The 18,583-nt window shown below is 70.3% G+C and carries 21 protein-coding genes; 16 read left to right on the top strand and 5 right to left on the bottom strand.

Going from position 1 to position 18,583, the window contains the following annotated elements; all coding sequences use genetic code 11:
- Window positions 1–194: 194 nt before the first annotated feature.
- Entirely contained in the window at window positions 195–1,142 is a 948-nt protein-coding gene (locus tag T333_RS14305) for an HAD family hydrolase (RefSeq protein ID WP_354999040.1), read from the bottom strand.
- 187 nt (window positions 1,143–1,329) lie between these two features.
- Between T333_RS14305 and T333_RS14300 the strand changes: the two genes are divergently transcribed.
- The 5 genes from T333_RS14300 to T333_RS14280 all read left to right on the top strand — a co-directional run bounded on the left by T333_RS14300 (window position 1,330) and on the right by T333_RS14280 (window position 6,811).
- Complete coding sequence (locus tag T333_RS14300; protein WP_354998865.1) at window positions 1,330–1,614, top strand: glutaredoxin family protein; 285 nt, start codon at window positions 1,330–1,332, stop codon at window positions 1,612–1,614.
- Window positions 1,615–1,850: 236 nt separating this feature from the next.
- Window positions 1,851–2,678, top strand: a complete 828-nt coding sequence (locus tag T333_RS14295) for a redox-sensing transcriptional repressor Rex (protein ID WP_354998867.1) — start codon at window positions 1,851–1,853, stop codon at window positions 2,676–2,678.
- Window positions 2,679–2,751: 73 nt separating this feature from the next.
- Window positions 2,752–4,164, top strand: coding sequence for a glutamyl-tRNA reductase (locus T333_RS14290; RefSeq protein WP_357251324.1), 1,413 nt, complete (start codon window positions 2,752–2,754; stop codon window positions 4,162–4,164).
- Window positions 4,161–5,252 carry a hydroxymethylbilane synthase gene (gene hemC, locus T333_RS14285; RefSeq protein ID WP_496424685.1) on the top strand — a complete coding sequence of 364 codons (1,092 nt, stop codon included), beginning with the start codon at window positions 4,161–4,163 and terminating at the stop codon, window positions 5,250–5,252. Before T333_RS14290 ends, hemC begins: the two co-directional genes overlap by 4 nt.
- Entirely contained in the window at window positions 5,249–6,811 is a 1,563-nt protein-coding gene (locus T333_RS14280) for a bifunctional uroporphyrinogen-III C-methyltransferase/uroporphyrinogen-III synthase (protein WP_354998870.1), read from the top strand. The genes hemC and T333_RS14280 overlap by 4 nt, the downstream gene beginning before the upstream one ends.
- Window positions 6,812–6,985: 174 nt before the next feature.
- Here the strand turns inward: T333_RS14280 and T333_RS14275 are convergent, their stop codons facing one another.
- The 3 genes from T333_RS14275 to T333_RS14265 all read right to left on the bottom strand — a co-directional run bounded on the left by T333_RS14275 (window position 6,986) and on the right by T333_RS14265 (window position 8,681).
- Window positions 6,986–7,267, bottom strand: a complete 282-nt coding sequence (locus T333_RS14275) for a hypothetical protein (protein WP_354998871.1) — start codon at window positions 7,265–7,267, stop codon at window positions 6,986–6,988.
- Between the two features lie 106 nt (window positions 7,268–7,373).
- Complete coding sequence (locus tag T333_RS14270; RefSeq protein WP_496424684.1) at window positions 7,374–7,757, bottom strand: DUF4189 domain-containing protein; 384 nt, start codon at window positions 7,755–7,757, stop codon at window positions 7,374–7,376.
- A 129-nt stretch (window positions 7,758–7,886) separates the two neighbouring features.
- On the bottom strand, window positions 7,887–8,681 hold the full coding sequence (locus tag T333_RS14265) for a tetratricopeptide repeat protein (protein WP_496424683.1): 795 nt from the start codon (window positions 8,679–8,681) through the stop codon (window positions 7,887–7,889).
- A gap of 208 nt (window positions 8,682–8,889) precedes the next feature.
- On the opposite strand from T333_RS14265, the gene hemB reads away from it, so the two are divergent.
- The 6 genes from hemB to T333_RS14235 all read left to right on the top strand — a co-directional run bounded on the left by hemB (window position 8,890) and on the right by T333_RS14235 (window position 12,209).
- Window positions 8,890–9,867, top strand: coding sequence for a porphobilinogen synthase (gene hemB, locus T333_RS14260; protein ID WP_354998874.1), 978 nt, complete (start codon window positions 8,890–8,892; stop codon window positions 9,865–9,867).
- Window positions 9,864–10,394, top strand: coding sequence for a hypothetical protein (locus T333_RS14255; protein WP_354998875.1), 531 nt, complete (start codon window positions 9,864–9,866; stop codon window positions 10,392–10,394). Before hemB ends, T333_RS14255 begins: the two co-directional genes overlap by 4 nt.
- 341 nt (window positions 10,395–10,735) lie before the next feature.
- A complete protein-coding gene (mce1N, locus tag T333_RS14250) occupies window positions 10,736–11,338 on the top strand; it encodes a transport-regulating membrane protein Mce1N (RefSeq protein ID WP_496424682.1) in 603 nt (200 codons plus the stop codon).
- On the top strand, window positions 11,335–11,583 hold the full coding sequence (locus T333_RS14245) for a hypothetical protein (protein ID WP_496424681.1): 249 nt from the start codon (window positions 11,335–11,337) through the stop codon (window positions 11,581–11,583). The genes mce1N and T333_RS14245 overlap by 4 nt, the downstream gene beginning before the upstream one ends.
- A gap of 73 nt (window positions 11,584–11,656) precedes the next feature.
- Window positions 11,657–11,896 (top strand): hypothetical protein, encoded by a 240-nt coding sequence (locus T333_RS14240; protein WP_496424680.1) that lies wholly within the window; start codon window positions 11,657–11,659, stop codon window positions 11,894–11,896.
- 94 nt (window positions 11,897–11,990) lie between these two features.
- Window positions 11,991–12,209 (top strand): hypothetical protein, encoded by a 219-nt coding sequence (locus tag T333_RS14235; protein ID WP_496424679.1) that lies wholly within the window; start codon window positions 11,991–11,993, stop codon window positions 12,207–12,209.
- 134 nt (window positions 12,210–12,343) lie between these two features.
- On the opposite strand, the gene T333_RS14230 is transcribed toward T333_RS14235, so the two are convergent.
- On the bottom strand, window positions 12,344–12,736 hold the full coding sequence (locus T333_RS14230) for a hypothetical protein (RefSeq protein ID WP_354998880.1): 393 nt from the start codon (window positions 12,734–12,736) through the stop codon (window positions 12,344–12,346).
- Window positions 12,737–12,903: 167 nt separating this feature from the next.
- Between T333_RS14230 and hemL the strand changes: the two genes are divergently transcribed.
- The 5 genes from hemL to resB all read left to right on the top strand — a co-directional run bounded on the left by hemL (window position 12,904) and on the right by resB (window position 18,583).
- Window positions 12,904–14,241 carry a glutamate-1-semialdehyde 2,1-aminomutase gene (gene hemL / locus T333_RS14225; protein ID WP_496424678.1) on the top strand — a complete coding sequence of 446 codons (1,338 nt, stop codon included), beginning with the start codon at window positions 12,904–12,906 and terminating at the stop codon, window positions 14,239–14,241.
- 560 nt (window positions 14,242–14,801) lie between these two features.
- Window positions 14,802–15,419, top strand: coding sequence for a histidine phosphatase family protein (locus T333_RS14220; protein WP_067792212.1), 618 nt, complete (start codon window positions 14,802–14,804; stop codon window positions 15,417–15,419).
- Window positions 15,419–16,072 carry a TlpA disulfide reductase family protein gene (locus tag T333_RS14215; RefSeq protein ID WP_496424800.1) on the top strand — a complete coding sequence of 218 codons (654 nt, stop codon included), beginning with the start codon at window positions 15,419–15,421 and terminating at the stop codon, window positions 16,070–16,072. Before T333_RS14220 ends, T333_RS14215 begins: the two co-directional genes overlap by 1 nt.
- Window positions 16,073–16,091: 19 nt before the next feature.
- Window positions 16,092–16,925, top strand: coding sequence for a cytochrome c biogenesis CcdA family protein (locus T333_RS14210; protein WP_496424799.1), 834 nt, complete (start codon window positions 16,092–16,094; stop codon window positions 16,923–16,925).
- The gene (resB, locus tag T333_RS14205; RefSeq protein WP_496424677.1) at window positions 16,922–18,583 is read left to right on the top strand and encodes a cytochrome c biogenesis protein ResB; all 1,662 of its coding nucleotides are present in this window, start codon (window positions 16,922–16,924) and stop codon (window positions 18,581–18,583) included. The genes T333_RS14210 and resB overlap by 4 nt, the downstream gene beginning before the upstream one ends.

The following is an 18,583-nucleotide window of genomic DNA, read 5'->3' as shown; positions in this document are numbered from 1 at the left end:
TGTGTTTTTGGCGCGCTGGCGCGCGCGTGTTCGCGGCCTTTATGTCTCGCTTCCCAGCGGTCGAGACTCGCGACTTCGTCGCATGCGCTTCGACCGCTGGGAAGCGAGACGGCCGCGAACGGTCGCTCGTCGGGCTCGCTCCGTGCGGGGTGATCGGGTGCCGACGTTGTGTGTGGTGGTCTGCTAAGCCGCGGTCAGTGTTCGCGTCGCCTGGTGACCGCTGCTGCGACCGCTCCGCCCGCCGCGCCCAGGGCGAGCGCCGTCGGCACGCCGATCTTGGCCGCCTTGCGTCCGGTGCGGAAGTCGCGAATCTCCCAGCCGCGGTTCTTGGCGACCTCGCGTAGGTCCGAGTCGGGATTGATCGCGACCGCCGTGCCGACCAGCGAGAGCATGGGCACGTCGTTGTGGCTGTCGGAGTACGCGGTACAGCGCTTGAGGTTCAGGCCCTCGCGGACGGCCAGCGTGCGCACCGCGTGCGCCTTCCCGAGCCCGTGCAGGATGTCGCCGACCAGGCGTCCGGTGAACTTGCCGTCGACGCTTTCCGCCACGGTGCCCAGTGCGCCGGTCAGGCCGAGCCGCTTGGCGATCACCTGGGCCAGCTCCACCGGCGTCGCGGTGACCAGCCAGACCTGCTGGCCCGCGTCCAGGTGCATCTGCGCGAGCGCCCTGGTGCCCGGCCAGATCTTGTCGGCGATGATCTCGTCGTAGATCTCCTCGCCGAGCGCCGCCAGCTCGGAGGTCGGGCGGCCCGCGATGAACGAGAGCGCCTTCTCCTTACCGGAGGCCATGTCGGTGCTGCTCTCCTTGCCGGTGACGCGGAACTTCACCTGCTTCCACGCCACGTCGACCAGGTCGGAGGTCTTGAAGTACTTGCGCGCCGCCAGACCGCGCGCGAAGTGCACGATCGAGGCGCCCTGCACCATCGTGTTGTCCACGTCGAAGAACGCCGCGGCGGTCAGGTCGCGCGGCACCTCCGGTCCTATCGGCTCGGCCGCCGCGAGCTCCGATTCGTGCAGCGAGAGCGCCGCGTCGGCACTGGCCTCACCGGCCAGATTCGCCCGGACCTCCTCCTCGGTAGGTCCGAACGGGCTGCGGGAGATGCGGGCGAGCTGATCCTGCAGGCCCTGGCCGAGCGGGCCCAGGTGCCACCGCACCGGGAACTCGCCGAACCGGCCCGCGATGAACCCGGCCCTCTCCACCTTCGATCGTTCCGGCACCAGTACCTCCGCCCGTTCGCGCGAACCACGTCCACAGTAACTGGCTTCGGCGACAGTCACCCGGAGACCACGCGCACCGCGGGTGCGGTGGCGAGAGGATTTAATATCCGCCATGACCAATCCCACAGATGGCGCCGCCGCGCCGTCCGAACACGAAGTGATTTTGCTGACCAGAGCCGGCTGCGGGTTGTGTGCCAAGGCACTGGAGCAGTTGCGCGCGATATGCGCGGATTTCGGCATCGAACCGGGCGCCCTCGACGTCGATATCGCCGCGGAAACCGACCCTGGCCTGCGCGCGGAGTACGGCGACCGGCTCCCTGTCGTACTGCTCGACGGCCGCGAACACAGCTACTTCGACGTCGACGAGGCGCGTTTGCGGGCGGATCTGGGTCGCTGATCGGTGTGATCCGTGTCCGATTTGGCCGCCGCGCTGGTCGCGGCGGAAAATGAGGCCAATTTCACCGACTTTGTGCAGGGCTTCACAAGCGGTTACGGTGGTGGCACGCGACCCGCATGCCGAGGCTGCGGACGCCTTGAAATCCGATACTTCGACCATGGCACCGGACCGCCGCCGGGCTCGAGGTCGAACGACGAACCGGACCTGTGCGCAGGCCGGAACGAGGAGCCGACGACGTGACAGAGCAGCATGAGGCGCCGGGCGGCGTCTCCAGGGCTCTGCAGAAAGACATCCCGCAGGCCACTGTGGCGCGGCTGGCTACCTATCTCCGGGTCCTCGCCATGTTGGCCGACGACGGTGTGCTCATCGTATCGAGTGAGGAACTCGCTGTCGCGGCGGGTGTCAATTCGGCCAAGTTGCGCAAGGACTTGTCCTTTCTCGGCCCCAACGGCGTCCGGGGCGTCGGCTATGACGTCGCGAAGTTGCGGACCAGGATCGAGGACGTGCTCGGTCTGTCCGGTGGACATCGCGTGGTGCTCGTCGGCGTCGGAAATCTGGGCCGGGCCCTGGTCGGCTACGGCGGCTTCCGTCGCCGCGGATTCAGCGTGGTCGGCCTCTTCGACGCCGATCCCGACGTGGTCGGCCGGTCGGTGGCCGGACTCACCGTGCGCGATGTGGCGGGCTTGGCCGCGGGCGTGGCCGAACTGGAACCCACCATCGCGGTCATCGCGGTGCCCGACGACGCGGCCCAGGACGTGTGCGACCAGCTGGTCGCCGCCGGGTTGCAGTCGATTCTGAGCTTCTCCGCGTGCGGGCTGATCGCGCCGCCCGCGGTGGAAGTCCGCCGGGTGGACCTGGCGGTCGAAATGCAGATGTTGTCGTTCGAACGGACCCGTAACGCCGAGCCGGAGCCGCTGCCCGAGGTGGCGCACGTGGGGTCCGGCCGGATCGCGCGCCGCGTGCCGACTCCGCACTCCCCGGCCGGGCACCCGGCCCTCACGCACTCGACGACCTCGCATTCGGCAACGGAGCCAAGCAGCAAGGGATCGGTGGTCACACCATGAGCGAACGCAGTGAGCGAATCATGTGCCAGCGTGCTATGCACATGCCGGAGCCGAGCGTTAGCGAGGCGCAGGCATGAGTATTCTGCTCGTCGGGATTTCGCATCGGAGCGCTCCCGTCGCAGTGCTGGAGAAGGTCGCCATCACCGATGCCGACCGTCCCAAGCTGATCGATCGAATGCTCGCCTCCAGCCACATCTCCGAGGCCATGATCGTCTCGACCTGCAACCGCGTCGAGGTGTACGCGGTGGTCGACGCCTTCCACGGCGGTCTGGCCGAGGTCGGCGATCTGCTCACCAAGCATTCCGGACTGCCGCTGCCCGATCTGACCAAGCACGCTTATGTGCGCTACAGCGAGGCGGCCGCCGAGCACCTGTTCGCGGTGGCCAGCGGGCTGGACTCGATGGTCGTCGGCGAGCAGCAGGTGCTCAGCCAGATCCGCGGCGCCTACGCCACCGCCGACGCTCAGCAGGCCGTCGGGCGCACCCTGCACGAGCTGGCCCAGCACGCGCTGCGCGTCGGCAAGCGAGTCCACTCCGAGACCGGCATCGACCGCGCGGGCGCGTCCGTGGTGTCGGTCGCGCTGGACCGGGCCAAGCAGGTGCTGGGCGATCTGGCCGGCCGCACGGCCGTGGTGGTCGGCGCGGGCGCGATGGGCGGGTTGGCCGTCGCACATCTGTCGCGCGCGGGTATCGGCCGCATCCTGGTGGTGAACCGGACCATCGCGCGGGCGCGCAGACTCGCCGAGACCGCGGGTTCCTACGGCGTCGAGTCCTCGGCGCTGGAGCTCTCCCGGCTCACCGAGGCGATGGCCGCCGCCGACGTGGTGGTCACCTGTACCGGAGCGGTCGGCGCCGTGGTGACGCTGGCCGACACGCACCGCGCGCTGGCCGATCGCGATCGCGCCGAATTCCCGGCGACCGAGCGTCCGCTGGTGTTCTGCGACCTCGGTCTGCCGCGCGACGTCGAGCACGCGGTGGCGGGTCTGCCGGGTGTCGCGGTGATCGACATCGAGACTTTGCAGCGCGATCCGGCCGCGGGCGCCGCGGCCGACGACACCGCCGCCGCGCGGTCGATCGTCGCCGACGAACTCGCCAAATACCTGGCGGGTCAGCGCATGGCCGAGGTGACCCCGACGGTCGCCGCCCTGCGCCAGCGGGCCGCCGAAGTGGTGGAAGCCGAACTGCTGCGGCTGGACTCGCGGCTGCCGAGCCTGGCCGATCCGGAGCGCGACGAGGTGGCGCGCACCGTGCGCCGGGTCGTCGACAAGCTGCTGCACGCGCCGACCGTGCGGGTGAAGCAACTCGCGTCGACGCCGGGCGGCGACAGCTACGCCGAAGCGCTACGCGAACTGTTCGAACTCAAACCAGGTGCGGCGCAAGCGGTTGCCGCTCCGATGGAAATCAGCACGCTCACCGGTGATCTCGGTCTCGGCCTCGCCGACGATTTCACCGCGGGACATCTCGGCGAGGAGGGCAAGTCGGCATGACCGTCGTTCAGGAAGAGGACAACATGACCGCCGACGGCACCCGCGCGCCGTGGCGCATCGGCACCCGGGGCAGCCTGCTCGCGCTGACCCAGGCGGGCACCGTGCGCGACGCGCTGATCGCGGCCGGGCATCCGGCCGAGCTGGTCGTGGTGAAGACGCCCGGCGATCTCTCCTCCGATCCGGTGCAGACGATCGGCGTCGGCGTGTTCACCTCGGCGCTGCGCGACGAGCTGGCCGCGGGCACGATCGACATCGCGGTGCACTCCTACAAGGACCTGCCGACCGCGCCGGACGCCCGCTTCACCATCGCCGCGATTCCGCCGCGCGAGGACCCGCGCGACGCTTTGGTCGCCCGCGACGGACTGGTGCTCGGCGAACTGCCCGCCGGTTCCCGCATCGGCACTTCGGCGCCGCGCCGCGCGGCTCAGCTGGCGGCGCTCGGCCTCGGCCTGGAGATCGTGCCGCTGCGGGGCAACCTGGACACCCGCCTGCGCAAGGTCACCGACGGTGAACTCGACGCGGTGGTGGTGGCGAGAGCCGGTCTGTCCCGGATCGGCAGGCTCGACGCGGTGACCGAGGCACTGGAGCCGGTGCAGATGCTGCCCGCTCCCGCGCAGGGCGCGCTCGCTGTCGAATGCCGCAGCGACGACGCCGAGACCATCGAGGCGCTTACCCGGCTCGACGACGCGGCCACCAGGGCCGCCGTCATCGCCGAACGGTCGCTGCTCGCCGAGCTGGAGGCCGGGTGCACCGCGCCGATCGGCGCGCTCGCCGAGGTCGTCGAGTCGCTCGACGACGACGGCCGCATCGTCGACGAGCTCTCGCTGCGCGCCTGCGCCGCCGCCGCCGACGGATCCGAGGTGCTACGCGCTTCGGTGGTCGGCGCACCCGCCGAGGCCGACCGGCTCGGCCGCACGCTCGCGCAAGAGCTCTTGGAGCTGGGGGCGCGCGAGCTGCTCGGTAACCCCGGACCAGACGACGCCACCGATGCGAGATCCGACGGTGACGTCCCGAACACGCAGCGGTCGCGACCGGGCGCGGCCGAAGGTCGTATCAGCAATCCCAGCCCAATGGAGAACAACCAATGAGCCGAGCCACCAAGAAGCACCCCGGTCGGATCTTGTTCGTCGGGTCGGGTCCCGGCGACCCGGCGCTGCTGACAGTGCGTGCGCGCGAGGTGCTCGGGCGGGCGACACTGGCTTTCACCGATCCCGATGTCGACAAGGGTGTGCTCGCGCTGATCGGCACCGCCGTCGAGGAGAACGAGGACGGCACCCGGCCGGTCGACGTGCGACCCGCGCTCGGTGAGCCCGCGGAGGTCGCCAAGACGCTCATCGCCGAGGCACGCAACGGCCACGACGTGGTCCGCGTCGTCGCGGGCGATCCGCTGACCGCCGATTCGGTGATCACCGAGGTCACCGCGGTGACCCGTTCGCACATGGTCTTCGAGGTGCTGCCCGGCCTGCCGAACGGTTCCGCGGTGCCGAGCTACGCGGGCATCGCGCTCGGCTCCGGCCACACCGAGGCCGACGTGCGCGGCGAGGTCGACTGGGCCGCGTTGGCCGCCGCGCCGGGCCCGCTGGTCCTGCACGCCACCTCCGGCCACCTGGCCGAGACCGCGAGCGCGCTGGTCGAGCACGGCATGGCGCCGCAGACCCCGGTCGCGGTGACCGTGCGCGGCACCACCCGCCAGCAGCGCACCATCGAAGCGACGCTGGCCACGTTGAACAGCGCCGCCTCCGAGCTGGTCGGTCCGCTGGTGGTGACCATCGGCAAGGCGGTCGCCACCCGGTCGAAGATGTCGTGGTGGGAGTCGCGCGCGCTGTACGGCTGGACCGTGCTCGTGCCGCGCACCAAGGATCAGGCCGCCGAGATGAGCGAGCGGCTGGTCACCCACGGCGCCATCCCGATGGAGGTGCCGACCATCGCGGTCGAGCCGCCGCGCAGCCCGGCGCAGATGGAGCGCGCGGTCAAGGGTCTGGTCGACGGCCGCTACCAGTGGGTGGTGTTCACCTCCACCAACGCGGTGCGCGCGGTGTGGGAGAAGTTCGCCGAATTCGGTTTGGACGCGCGGGCGTTCAGCGGCGTGAAGATCGCCTGCGTCGGCGAGGCCACCGCGGACAAGGTGCGCTCGTTCGGCATCAACCCGGAGCTGGTGCCCTCGGGTGAGCAGTCCTCCGAGGGCCTGCTCGCCGACTTCCCGCCCTACGACGACGTTTTCGATCCGGTGAACCGGGTGCTGCTGCCGCGCGCCGACATCGCCACCGAGACGCTGGCCGAGGGTCTGCGCGACCGCGGCTGGGAGATCGACGACGTGACCGCCTACCGCACGGTGCGCGCCTCGCCGCCGCCCGCGGAGACCCGCGAGATGATCAAGACCGGCGGTTTCGACGCGGTCCTGTTCACCTCGTCCTCCACGGTGCGCAACCTGGTCGGCATCGCGGGCAAGCCGCACGCGCGCACCATCGTGGCCTGCATCGGCCCGAAGACCGCCGAGACGGCCATCGAGTTCGGTCTGCGCGTGGATGTGCAGCCCGAGACCGCGCAGGTCGGCCCGCTGGTCGAGGCGCTCGCCGAGCACGCCGCCCGGCTGCGCGCCGAGGGTCTGCTGCCGCCGCCGCGAAAGAAGAGTCGCCGTAGCCGGTAAGTGCCGTCCGCTCCGCGCCCGGATAGGCGCCGTCCGCTCCGCGCCCGGGTGTGATCGGCGCAGCGAAACGCCCGCCCATGGTGGGCGTTTCGCGTTTCGGGGTCTCGCGCGCGGCGAAACGCCCACCGCGTTGTGGACGTTTCGCTTTCGCGCCCGGCCTGGGGCCGGACGTCGTCAGCGGCTGTAGCGCAGCAGAGTGCGCACCAGGCGGCACGTGGTGTCCGATGGCGGGCGGATGCCGACGACTTCGGCGGTGTGGCGGATCTTCTCGTTGCTCGCCTGGGTCGGCAGGTAGATCCCGGAGTCGAGCAGGGCGATGCTCAGCCGCATCGCCTTGAGCCTGCGGTTGTGCGTGACGTACCACTTGCGTGGACGTCCAGCAGGCAGCGGACGCTTTTCCAGCGGCCGGTAGGGCGTGATGATCGTGGACTTTCGGGCGGCTGCGGTCGCGGGCACTTGCGTCCTCCCCTCGCGATCGGGAACCCGGCGGATCCCCTCGAACACAGCTTCGATTCTACCCGCACCCACCGACAAAAACCGCTGGCCGCAACCCTTTTCGCACTCAGTCGGTGCACACCGATTGCTTGATCTGCGGGTTGCGTCCGGTCGCCGAGCCGATCGCGTTCGCGGTCGCGTCGGCCCTGGTCGGACCCCGGCCCCAGGACCAGCTGTTGTCTTTGGCTCGCGCGACGGCGCCGCACTTGTCGACGAAGTTCACCAGCACGCGGCAGTCGGACTTGCCGCACGTGTCGACAGCGACGCGTTCGGCCCTCGTCTTCGTGCTGTAGTTGCGCGCGCCGCCGGTGGCCCCGGTCGACGGCGAGTAGGCGATGGCGCCCCACTCGTCCGCACGCGCCACGGCCGGTCCCGCGGAGACGCCGAGCAGCGTTCCGGCGACGGCCGCGGTCAGCGTCACGCGCAATACGGTGGTGGTCAGCTTTTTCATCGGGATCCCCCAAAAGATCTGTCCGGCAGCTCGTTTGCCGCGTCGAATCGACCCTATCGAGCCTGCTTACCGTCCTCCGAACGATTCCTTAACACCTCGAACCCCTACGTCCCGAGGATGTGGTCGTCGTCAGGGCTCGAGGAGGAGGCGGAGGGCTTCGGGGTGGCCGAGGTCGGCGGCTCGTCGAAGCCAGGAGGTCGACTCGTCGGCGGTGGGGGAGTCCAGGGTGGCGGGAATTCCGCCGTCCCGCAGGGCGATTGCCAAGTGGAACATGGAGTCGGGGTCGCCGGACGCCGCCCCTCGGCGCAGCCAGTGCTCGCCTCGATCGGTGTCGCCGAGGTCGAGATACAGGGCGCCGAGCACCGCCATCGCGTCGCGGCGGCCGCGGCGCACGGCTTCGGTGAGCAATCCGACGGCGCGCTCGAATTCACCCGCGCGGGCCGAGTGCACGCCGAGACTGCGCATGGCCGTGGGGTTTCCGCCTTCGGCGGCGCGCTCGTACCAGCGCACGGCCGTTTCGTCGTCTCCGCGCCGGTGCGCGATGACGCCCATGTTGGCCATCGCCTCGGCGTCCCCGGCCGCGGCCCCGGGCTGTAACCAGCGCTCCGCCGCATCCAGTTCCCCGCGCTCCAGATACAGCGCACCGAGTTGCAGATCCGCTCCCGCGCAACCCGCGGCGGCCGCCTGCTCCCACCATCCGACGGCCTCCGCGACGCGTCCGTCCGCCTCGGCGAGCTCGCCGAGCGGGCCGAGCGCCGACACGCTCCCGAGTTCCGCGGCCCGCCGTAGGTAGTGCTCCGCACCGCCCGCGTCGTCGACCTCGCGCAGCGCCTCGGCCAGCCGCTCCATCGCCCACACGTCGCCGCCGTCGGCGAAGCGCCGCAGCGCCGCCACGCGCTGTCCGTACCGGTCGTAACCCGTCATCGCTCTGCCTCCGAATCCGGTTCGCCGAGAGGTGCCCCGTCGTCGAGAAACCTCATCTTCAGGATCGCGCAGAAATCTCGCTTTCGGTCGCCATGGCATCGATTCCGTCGACCGGTTCGGCGGCCACGCGTCGGTCGGGCGGTGGGCCGGATCACCACCGCCCCATGCGCTCGCGACACCTCCGCTCAGCAGGCGTATCGTGCGATTCATGACCGGAATGGACCGCCCGCGGCGGTTGCGCCGTACTCCCGCTCTGCGCCGTCTCGTGGCCGAAACCACATTGGAACCACGGCAATTGGTGCTGCCGATGTTCGTGGCCGACGGACTGGACGAGCCGCGCGAGATCGGCTCGATGCCGGGGGTCCACCAGCACTCGATGGACTCGCTGCGCAAGGCGGCGGTGGAGGCCGTTACGGCGGGCGTCGGTGGGCTCATGTTGTTCGGCGTGCCCAAGCCGGAGGACAAGGATGCCACCGGCAGTCAGGCCAGCGATCCGAAGGGCATTCTGAACCGGGGTCTGCGCGCGCTGTCCGAGGAGGTCGGCGACGCGACGGTGATCATGGCCGACACCTGCCTCGACGAGTTCACCGATCACGGCCACTGCGGCGTCCTCGCGACCAACGGCGCGGTGGACAACGACGCGACCCTGCACCGCTACGTCGACATGGCGATCTCCCAGGCCGAAGCGGGCGCCCACCTGCTCGGCACCAGCGGCATGATGGACGGTCAGGTCGGCGCGATCCGGCGCGGCCTGGACGCGGTCGGCCGCACCGACACCGGCATCCTCGCCTACGCCGCGAAGTATGCCTCGGCCTTCTACGGCCCGTTCCGCGAAGCAGTCGGCTCCTCGCTGGAGGGCGACCGCCGCACCTACCAGCAGGACCCGGCCAACCGCAGGGAGTCGCTGCGCGAGCTCGAACTGGATCTGGCCGAGGGCGCCGACATCGTGATGGTCAAGCCGGCCATGTCGTACCTGGACATCCTGCGCGACGTCGCCGACCGGTCGACGGTGCCGGTGGCGGCCTACCAGATCTCCGGCGAGTACGCGATGATCACCGCCGCCGCGCAGCGCGGCTGGATCGACCGCCGCGGCGCGATCCTGGAATCGCTGGTCGGCATTCGCCGGGCGGGTGCGGACATCGTGCTCACCTACTGGGCGACCGAGGCCGCACACTGGTTGTCGTGACGAACTACCCGAGACCGATGGGCGTCGCGCCGTTCCCGCAGCGGCCGCCGATGCCCGAAGACATCCGTACGGCCCGCCAAGTGTGGTGGGGAATCATCGGATTCGGCGTGGTGCAGCTGGTCGGCACGGTGCTCACCTCGTTGCAGCAGCGCGACGACCTCGACCAGCGGATGTTCGACCAGGGCAAGGCGGGCGACCCGAATTTCGCCATGGCCACCGCCGAACTGGTGGTGTCCCTGATGCTCGTCGGAATGGTGCTCGGTGGTCTCGCGCTGGCCGCGGGCGCGTTCGCCGTCGTGCACCAGTTCGGCCGGGGCAAACTCTGGGCGCGCACGGTCCTGACCGTCGTCGCGATCTGGCTGGTGCTCGGTGCCGTCGCGGCCCTGTTCGCCCTGGACGCGGTCACCGGTGTTGCCTCGCTGGTGGCGGGCGGCGCGGCTATCGTGCAGGGCGTGTTGGCCGGTGGCGCGCTGTATCTCAGCTACCGTCCGGAGTCCACGACTTGGTTCCAGCCGAACCGCCGCTGAACGGATGACCGCGGCGTCACCGAGTTTGTCGCCGTAGTGCAGACATGTATGGTGAGGGTTGTCACAGTAGACATGGGAACCGGTAGTTATTGGTCATGCGTTGTCTTGCGTTGCGTGAGGGCGTCATCCAGTGAGCTCCGGGAGATCGGAGGCATAGATGCGAGTGGTGATCCAACAGCCGCAGAGCATTCGGCGAGATTTGCTCGTCCTCAGCCTGCTGATCCTGTTCGGCGTGGTCACCGTCGCGGTCCTGCTGCTGCCGGGGCTGGTCGGCTGAATTCACCGGCGGTGCGAGCCGGAGCCCCGCGCGTTCGGATGCGCGATCTGATGGGTAGTGCGGCGTGAGCGACGGCGACGCGGTCTTGTTCGCGGAGCCGGGTGCGCGGTGGCGCGCGGTGGCCTACGGCCCGCTGCTCTGTCTTCTCGTCCTCGTGCTGGAACTGGTCACGTCCAGTCCGGCGCACTGGTTCGCGCTGATCTTCTGCGGCGCGCTGATCGCGGCTTTCGTTGCGCTGCAAGTTTTCGCGGGCCGCCGTCACGTCAGCGTCGAGTTGACCGAGTCGACCCTGCGCCAAGGCGCCGAGACCCTGCCGCTGACCGGCATCGCGAGAGTGCTGCCGGAGCGCGACGAGCACTCCTGGAATGATGAGGACTGGGAGTCCGCGCGTGCGCTCGGCGAGCTGAGCGGTGTGCCGCGCAGACGCAAGGGAATCGGGCTGCGGCTGCGCGACGGCGGACTCGTGCAAGCGTGGGCGCGCGATCACCGCGGCCTGCGGACCGCACTCACCGCGGTGCTGGATCGTGCGGGGGTCGCGGCGCCAGAGTCCGAGGGTGTTGCGGCGCAGCGGTCCGAGGACACCGTGGCGACGGAGATCGAGGGCGTCGCAGTGCGGGAGTCCGAGAGCAGCGAAGAACGGCACAGCGAGAACGGAGCGGACCGGTGAGACGTGACATGGAGGTGGCGGTCGGCGAGGCCCTCGCGGCCGTCGTCGCGCTGGTGCTCGCGGTGCTGAGCTGGAACCGCGGGACCGTCGTCACGGTGTTCGCGCCGCTCGGCGAGATGCCCGCATTCGAGGCGACCCGCTATGTCGGGCCGTGGCTGATGCTCGCGGCGTTCCTCGTCGCGGTGGCGGGCCTGCTCGGCATCGACGCCGTGACCCGCGTGCTGCGGTCCGCCGCGGAGAAATGACATCGGCCGGACAACCCGGTCGACACGGATAGCCGCCCCGTTTCACCTGCGCGGGGGCGGGAACATCCACCCCATGAAGCCGACAATCCACGCGAAGAAGATCGCCATCGGGGTTGTGGCCGGTTGCCTGATCGGTGCGGCCGGTGCGGTCCCGGCAGCCGCGGCGCCCGTCGAATACACACCGCCGCCGCCGGTGCCGGTGACACCCGCGTTCACCGCGACCGAGCCGCCCGGACTGATGAAGCTGCTGCCCCCGCCACTGGCCTGTCTGGCCACCACCGGGTTCGCGTTGTTCTGCGTGGGCATCACCTGAGCCCGGCATCTGAAACGTACTCGCTTCGAGAGCCGATACGCCTTGTGGCACACCGGTATTCGCCGGTGAGCCTATCGAATGGAAGGTGTTGCTCGTGAAGGTTCTCGGTGCGAGGTTCGGTGCGGCCCTTGTCGCGTTCGCGGCGATCGGTTTTGCGGCCGCGCCCGCCATGGCGGACGGCGCGGGGTTGCCCTTGGAGCCGACGGCTCCCGTCGCCGGTCTGGTGCCGGAGACCGGGTCGGCGGGCGCGCTGAACGGGCTCATGTGCTCGTTGCAGACGCTGTCCGCCTCGGCTCCCTGCATCAACACATAGGCGTAGCTCCGCCTCCGGTCATGCGCGGTCTGCGGGCGGACTTCGTCCGGCTGCGTCCCTTGGGACCCGAAACCGCTGTAGCCGAATGATTTACGCTCGCCCGCGGACTCCGGTCCGCGGGCGAGTTCCTTCGTTCAGTCCGTCCAGCTCTGGAAGACGTCGAGGATCCGGCCGTTGCGGGTGCCGGGGGCGTTCACGTACACGGTCACCGTGCCGTCGGAATGTCTGGCGGTCTCGGCGATCACCTGGCGCAGCGAGGCGTGCACTCCGCCGTGCTGATCGCGGTGGAGTTCGGTGTCTTTGTGTAGTCCCGCCCCCATGCGGTCCAACGGCACGAACATCGTGACCACCGCGGGCACCGGGCCGGCCGCTAGCGCGACCGTCTCCTCGTGGCTGAGCCGGACGCCGACGCGACCCTGCGCGGGATCGGCGACCGGTACGGCCGCCGCGGCGGTTCCCGCGCCGAATACCGCTGTCGCGGTGGTGAATACGGCCAAGGTAGCCGTGCTGACGAGTGCGAACCGCATGAAGAGCCTCCCGAGGGTAGCTGCTGCGACGACCAATCGAGATTACGGACGAGTCGCCCGATATCGCCGCAAACGCCCGCCCGGCGTGTTGTCCCGGATTGCGGCGCGCGTCACTCTCCTACACCCTGTCGTCGACCGGGTTCGCCGGGGCTGCGACACTGGAGGCCGTGAGTTCTTCTCCGCGCGTGACCAGGGCATCGGTGCCGGTTTCCGCTCAGCTCTTCGACCGGGCGAGTTCGGTGATCCCCGGCGGTGTCAACTCGCCGGTGCGGGCGTTCAAGTCGGTCGGCGGCACGCCGCGGTTCATCGCGTCCGCGAACGGATACACGCTCACCGACGCCGACGGCAACGACTACGTCGACCTGGTGTGCTCCTGGGGCCCGATGATTCTCGGGCACGCCCATCCCGCGGTGGTCGAGGCCGTGCAGCGGGCCGCGGTCGGCGGCTTGTCCTTCGGCGCGCCGACCGCCGCCGAGATCGAACTCGCCGAGTTGATCGTCGAGCGCGTCGCGCCGGTCGAACGGGTGCGGTTGGTGAACTCCGGTACCGAGGCCACCATGAGCGCGGTGCGCCTGGCGCGCGGTTACACGGGCCGCACGAAGATCATCAAGTTCAGCGGCTGCTACCACGGCCACGTCGACGCGCTGCTCGCCGACGCGGGCTCCGGCGTCGCGACACTCGGCCTGCCCACCTCGCCCGGCGTCACGGGCGCGCAGGCGAGCGACACCATCGTGCTTCCGTACAACGACCTCGAGGCGGTGGCGGCGGCCTTCGCGGCGCACCCCGGTCAGATCGCCTGCGTGATCACCGAGGCCGCCGCGGGCAACATGGGCGCGGTCGCGCCGCTGCCCGGTTTCAACGAAGGGCTGCGCACGCTGACCTCCGAGCACGGCGCGCTGCTGATCATGGACGAGGTCATGACCGGGTTCCGGGTCAGCCGCTCCGGCTGGTTCGGCCGCGACGGCGTCACCGGTGATCTCTACACCTTCGGCAAGGTGATGAGCGGTGGTCTGCCCGCCGCCGCGTTCGGCGGACGCGCCGAGGTGATGAACCAGCTCGCTCCGCTCGGCCCCGTCTACCAGGCGGGCACGCTCTCGGGTAACCCCGTCGCCGTCGCCGCGGGTCTCGCCACGCTGCGCGCCGCCGACGACGCGGTCTACGCCGCGCTCGATCGCAACGCCGAACGGCTCGGCGGCCTGCTCGCCGAGGCGCTCGGCGCGGCAGGGGTCGAGCACCAGGTCCAGTTCGCGGGCAATATGGTGAGCGTGTTCTTCTCCGACCGTCCGGTCACCGACTACGCCACCGCCAAGGCCAGCCAGACCTGGCGTTTCCCGGCCTTCTTCCATGCGCTGCTGGACGGCGGCGTGTACGCGCCGCCGAGCGCGTTCGAGGCGTGGTTCGTCTCCGCGGCGCTCGACGAGGACGCATTCGACCGAATCGCCGCAGCTCTGCCCGCCGCCGCGAACGCGGCCGCGGCCGCAACCCCCGAAGGATCCCGCGCGTGAGTTCCGACCACGACCAGCCCGGCGCCGCCCGCCGCGAACTACCGAACAACCCAGACGAAACGACCGACGTCCCCCCGAACGTCGACTCGCCCTTCAGTGAGGCCGAGGCCGTCGGCGCGCTCACCGAGGCCGACATCGCCGAGGAAGCCGCCGCCCGCGCCGCGGCATCGGCGGCCGCCGCGGCCGAGCCCGTCTCGCCGGTCGACGAGGTCGTCGCGGATGCGCCCGCTTCGACCGAAGGTGACGCCGCCGCTGAGACCGACGAGCCTTCCGGTGCCGAGTCTCGGACCGAGATCGACGAACTGGCCGCCGCCGACGCCGCCGCCGAGGCCGAGAGCGCTGCCGCTGACGTGAACGCCGCCACCGGAGTCGAGAACGCCGACGCCACCGACTCTGCATCCGAGCTGCCCACGACCGCAAACACCGCCGACGCGACCGCTACCCAAGCGGTCGCCGACGAGCCGCCCGCCGTCGCCAAGGACTCCGAAACCACCGCGCGCGTCACCACCAAGCCCCGCTCCGCCGAACCCGAGTTCGAGGCGGGTCCCGATGTCGAGACCATCGTGCACGTCCTGCGGCACGGCGAGGTGCACAACCCGAAGGGCATCCTCTACGGCCGCCTGCCCGGCTTCAGCCTGTCCGTCGCAGGTCGGGCGCAGGCGGGCGCGGTCGCGCGGGCGCTGTCCGATCACGACATCGCCGTGGTCATCGCCTCCCCGCTGCAGCGCGCGCAGGAGACCGCGGCGCCGATAGCCGAACAGCACGGCGTGCTCGTGCGTACCGACGAGAACCTCATCGAGGCGGGCAACACTTTCGAGGGCCTGCGCGTGTCCGTCGGCGACGGCGCGCTGCGCAAGCCGCGGCACTGGTGGAAGCTGCGCGACCCGTTCACCCCGTCCTGGGGCGAGCCGTACCTGCAGATCGCCCACCGGATGCTCGCGGCCGTGAACAAGGCTCGAGTCGAGGCGGCCGGGCGCGAGGCGGTGCTCGTCTCGCACCAGCTGCCGGTCTGGACGCTGCGCCGCTTCCTGCAGGGCCAGCGGCTCTGGCACGACCCGCGCACCAGGCAGTGCTCGCTCGCCTCGCTGACCTCGCTGGTCTACCAGGGCGACACGCTGGTCGACATCGTCTACTCCGAGCCCGCGGGCGGTTCGGATCCCACGGTGCACGGCGCATGATCCGCTCCACCGCGTCATTCGCGACAACCCGGCCCGCCTCCGCACGGAAGCTGGCCGGGCGGGTCGTGCCGGTGCTCCTCGCGTGCGTGGCCTTGGTCGCCGCGCTCGCCGGCTGCTCGACCGGATCGGACGCGGTGGCCACCGGCGGCACCTTCCAATTCGTCTCGCCCGGCGGCAAGACCGACATCTTCTACAACCCGCCCGCCGCGCGGGGCACCATCGGCGAGCTGTCCGGCCCGGATCTGATGACCGAGGGGAAGACGATCTCGGTCGCCGACTTCCCCGGCAAGGTGGTCGTGATCAACCTGTGGGGCCAGTGGTGTGGGCCGTGTCGCGCGGAGGCGCCCGCGCTGGAGCAGGTCTACGAGGCCACCAAGGACAAGGGCGTCGCCTTCCTCGGCATCAACGTCCGCGATCCGCAGCGAGACAAGGCGCAGGACTTCGTCACCGACAACAAGGTCGGCTACCCGTCCATCTACGACCCGTCCATGCGCACCCTGCTCGCGCTCGGCGGCAACTTCCCGACCAGCGTCATCCCGACCACTCTCGTCCTGGACCGGCAGCACCGCGTCGCGGCCGTCTACCTGCGGTCGCTGATCGCGGACGACCTGCGGCCGATCATCGAGACACTCGCCGGGGAGGCCCAGCAGTGACGCGTTGTGTGACCTCGCGGTGCGTGCGGTGACGGTGCTCGCGAGCGTGGGAGATTCGTTCCAGCAGACGGCGGCGACCGGGCCGCTGCTGCTGGCGCTCGGTGCGTGCCTGCTCGCCGGGCTGGTGTCGTTCGCTTCACCGTGCGTCGTTCCGCTGGTGCCCGGCTATCTGTCGTACCTGGCGGGTTTGGTCGGCGCCGAGGCTCCGCCCGCGACCGCCGAATCCGCGAAGAGCCAGTCGGCGGTCGCGCTGGCCCAGCGCGGCGCGAAGCTGCGTGTCGCCGGTGCGGCCGGACTGTTCGTCGCCGGGTTCACCGTGGTCTTCGTGCTCGCGACGGCCACCGTGTTCGGCGTGATCCAGACCCTCAACGTGAATCGCGAACTGCTGCAACGCGTCGGCGGCGTGGTCACGATTCTGATGGGTCTGGTGTTCGTCGGTCTGGTGCCCGCGCTGCAGCGCGATACCAGGATGGAGCCGCGCCGCCTGACCAGCCTCGTCGGCGCACCGCTGCTCGGCGGCGTCTTCGCGCTCGGCTGGACGCCGTGCCTCGGACCGACGCTGTCCGGCGTGATGGCGGTGGCCGCGGGCACCGAGGGCACCACCGCCGTGCGCGGCGTGGCGCTCATCGTCGCCTACTGCCTCGGGCTCGGTCTGCCGTTCGTGATCCTGGCCTTCGGCTCGGCAGGCGCGCTGCGCGGTGTCGGCTGGCTGCGCCGCAATTCGCGAACCATCCAGATCGTCGGCGGCATCCTGCTCATGGCCGTCGGCGTCGCGCTGGTCACGGGGGCGTGGGATCAGTTCGTGGCCTGGGTGCGCGACGCGTTCGTCTCCGAGGTGACCCTGCCGATATGACCGTGACCGACCACCCGGTGACCGAATCGCCCCGTCCGCCCCGCCAGTCGCTGTTGGGCCGCGCCTGGGCGCTCGTGCGCAACACCTGGCGCGGGCTCACCAGCATGCGCACCGCGCTGGTGCTGCTGTTCCTGCTGGCCTTGGCCGCGATCCCGGGCGCCCTGCTGCCGCAGCGGAACCTGAACGAGCAGAAGGTCAGGGAATACATCGCCGACCGTCCGACGCTCGGACCGTGGATGGACCGGTTCGAGCTGTTCGACGTGTTCTCCAGCTTCTGGTTCACGGCCGTCTACGTGCTGCTGTTCGTCTCGCTGGTCGGCTGCATCCTGCCGCGCACCTTCGATCACTACAAGGCGTTGCGGACTCCGCCGGTCCGCGCGCCGCGCAACCTCGCCCGGTTGCCGCACCACTATTCGGGCGAGTCGACGAGCAGCCCCGAGGCGTTGATCGAGCACGCGCGCGCCCAGCTGCGCGGCTGGCGCACCGAGGTGCGGCCGGGCAACCGCGAGGGCGAACTCACTCTCTCCGGTGAGAAGGGCTACACCCGCGAATTCGGCAACCTGGTGTTCCACCTGGCGCTGGTCTGCCTGCTGGTGGCCATCGCGGTCGGCAAGCTGTTCGGTTACGAGGGCACCGTCATCGTGATCGCCAACAACGGTCCCGGTTTCTGCACCACCTCGCCCGCGGTGTTCGACTCCTTCCGCGCGGGCAACGTCAACGACGGCACCGGCATGACGCCGATCTGCGTGCGCGTCAAGGATTTCCAGGCCGATTACCTGCGCACCGGTCAGGCCGAGATGTTCACCTCGAACATCAGCTACCAGGCCGGATCGGATCTGACGACCGACACCTGGCGCGACGCCACCCTCCAGGTCAACCATCCGCTGCGCGTCGAAGGTGACCGTCTCTACCTGCAAGGCCACGGTTACGCGCCGACCTTCACGGTCACCTTCCCGGACGGCCAGACCAGGACCGAGACCATCCAGTGGCGGCCCGACGACGCGCAGACCTTCCTGTCCAGCGGTGTGCTGCGCATCGACCCGCCCGGCGGCCTGTACGCCACCGACGAGGAGCGCCGCAAGAACCAGATCGCCATCGAGGGCCTGTTCGCGCCGACCGCCATGCTGCACGGCAACTTGCTCACCTCGGTGTTCCCGAGCATGGACGACCCGGCCGTCGCGGTGGACATCTACCGCGGCGACACCGGCCTCGACACCGGACGCTCGCAGGATCTGTTCTCGCTGGACCAGGAGATGGTGCGGCAGGGACGGCTGACCAAGGAAGCGCGAGTCAACCTGCGCCCCGGCGAGTCGGCGACGCTGCCCAACGGCACCAAGGTGACCTTCGACGGCGCGCACGAATTCGTGAACCTGCAGGTCTCGCACGACCCGGCGCAGCAGTGGGTGCTGGTGAGCGCGCTGGCCATGATGGCGGGCTTGCTGGTGTCGCTGCTGGTGAAGCGGCGGCGGATCTGGGTGCGGGTCTACCCGGCCGAGGAGTCTGCCGGTACCGTTGACCAACGACGCACTGTAGTAGAGATGGGCGGGCTCGCCAGAACCGATCAGGCGGGGTGGGGCGGCGAGTTCGACCGGCTCCGCGCGCGCCTGCTGGACGCTGGGGGCGACGTGAAGACCGACCGCGCAAGCACGGGAGAGTGA

The organism is Nocardia sp. CNS-044, from assembly GCF_059570515.1.
This window is presented reverse-complemented; position numbering and strand designations above follow the sequence as displayed.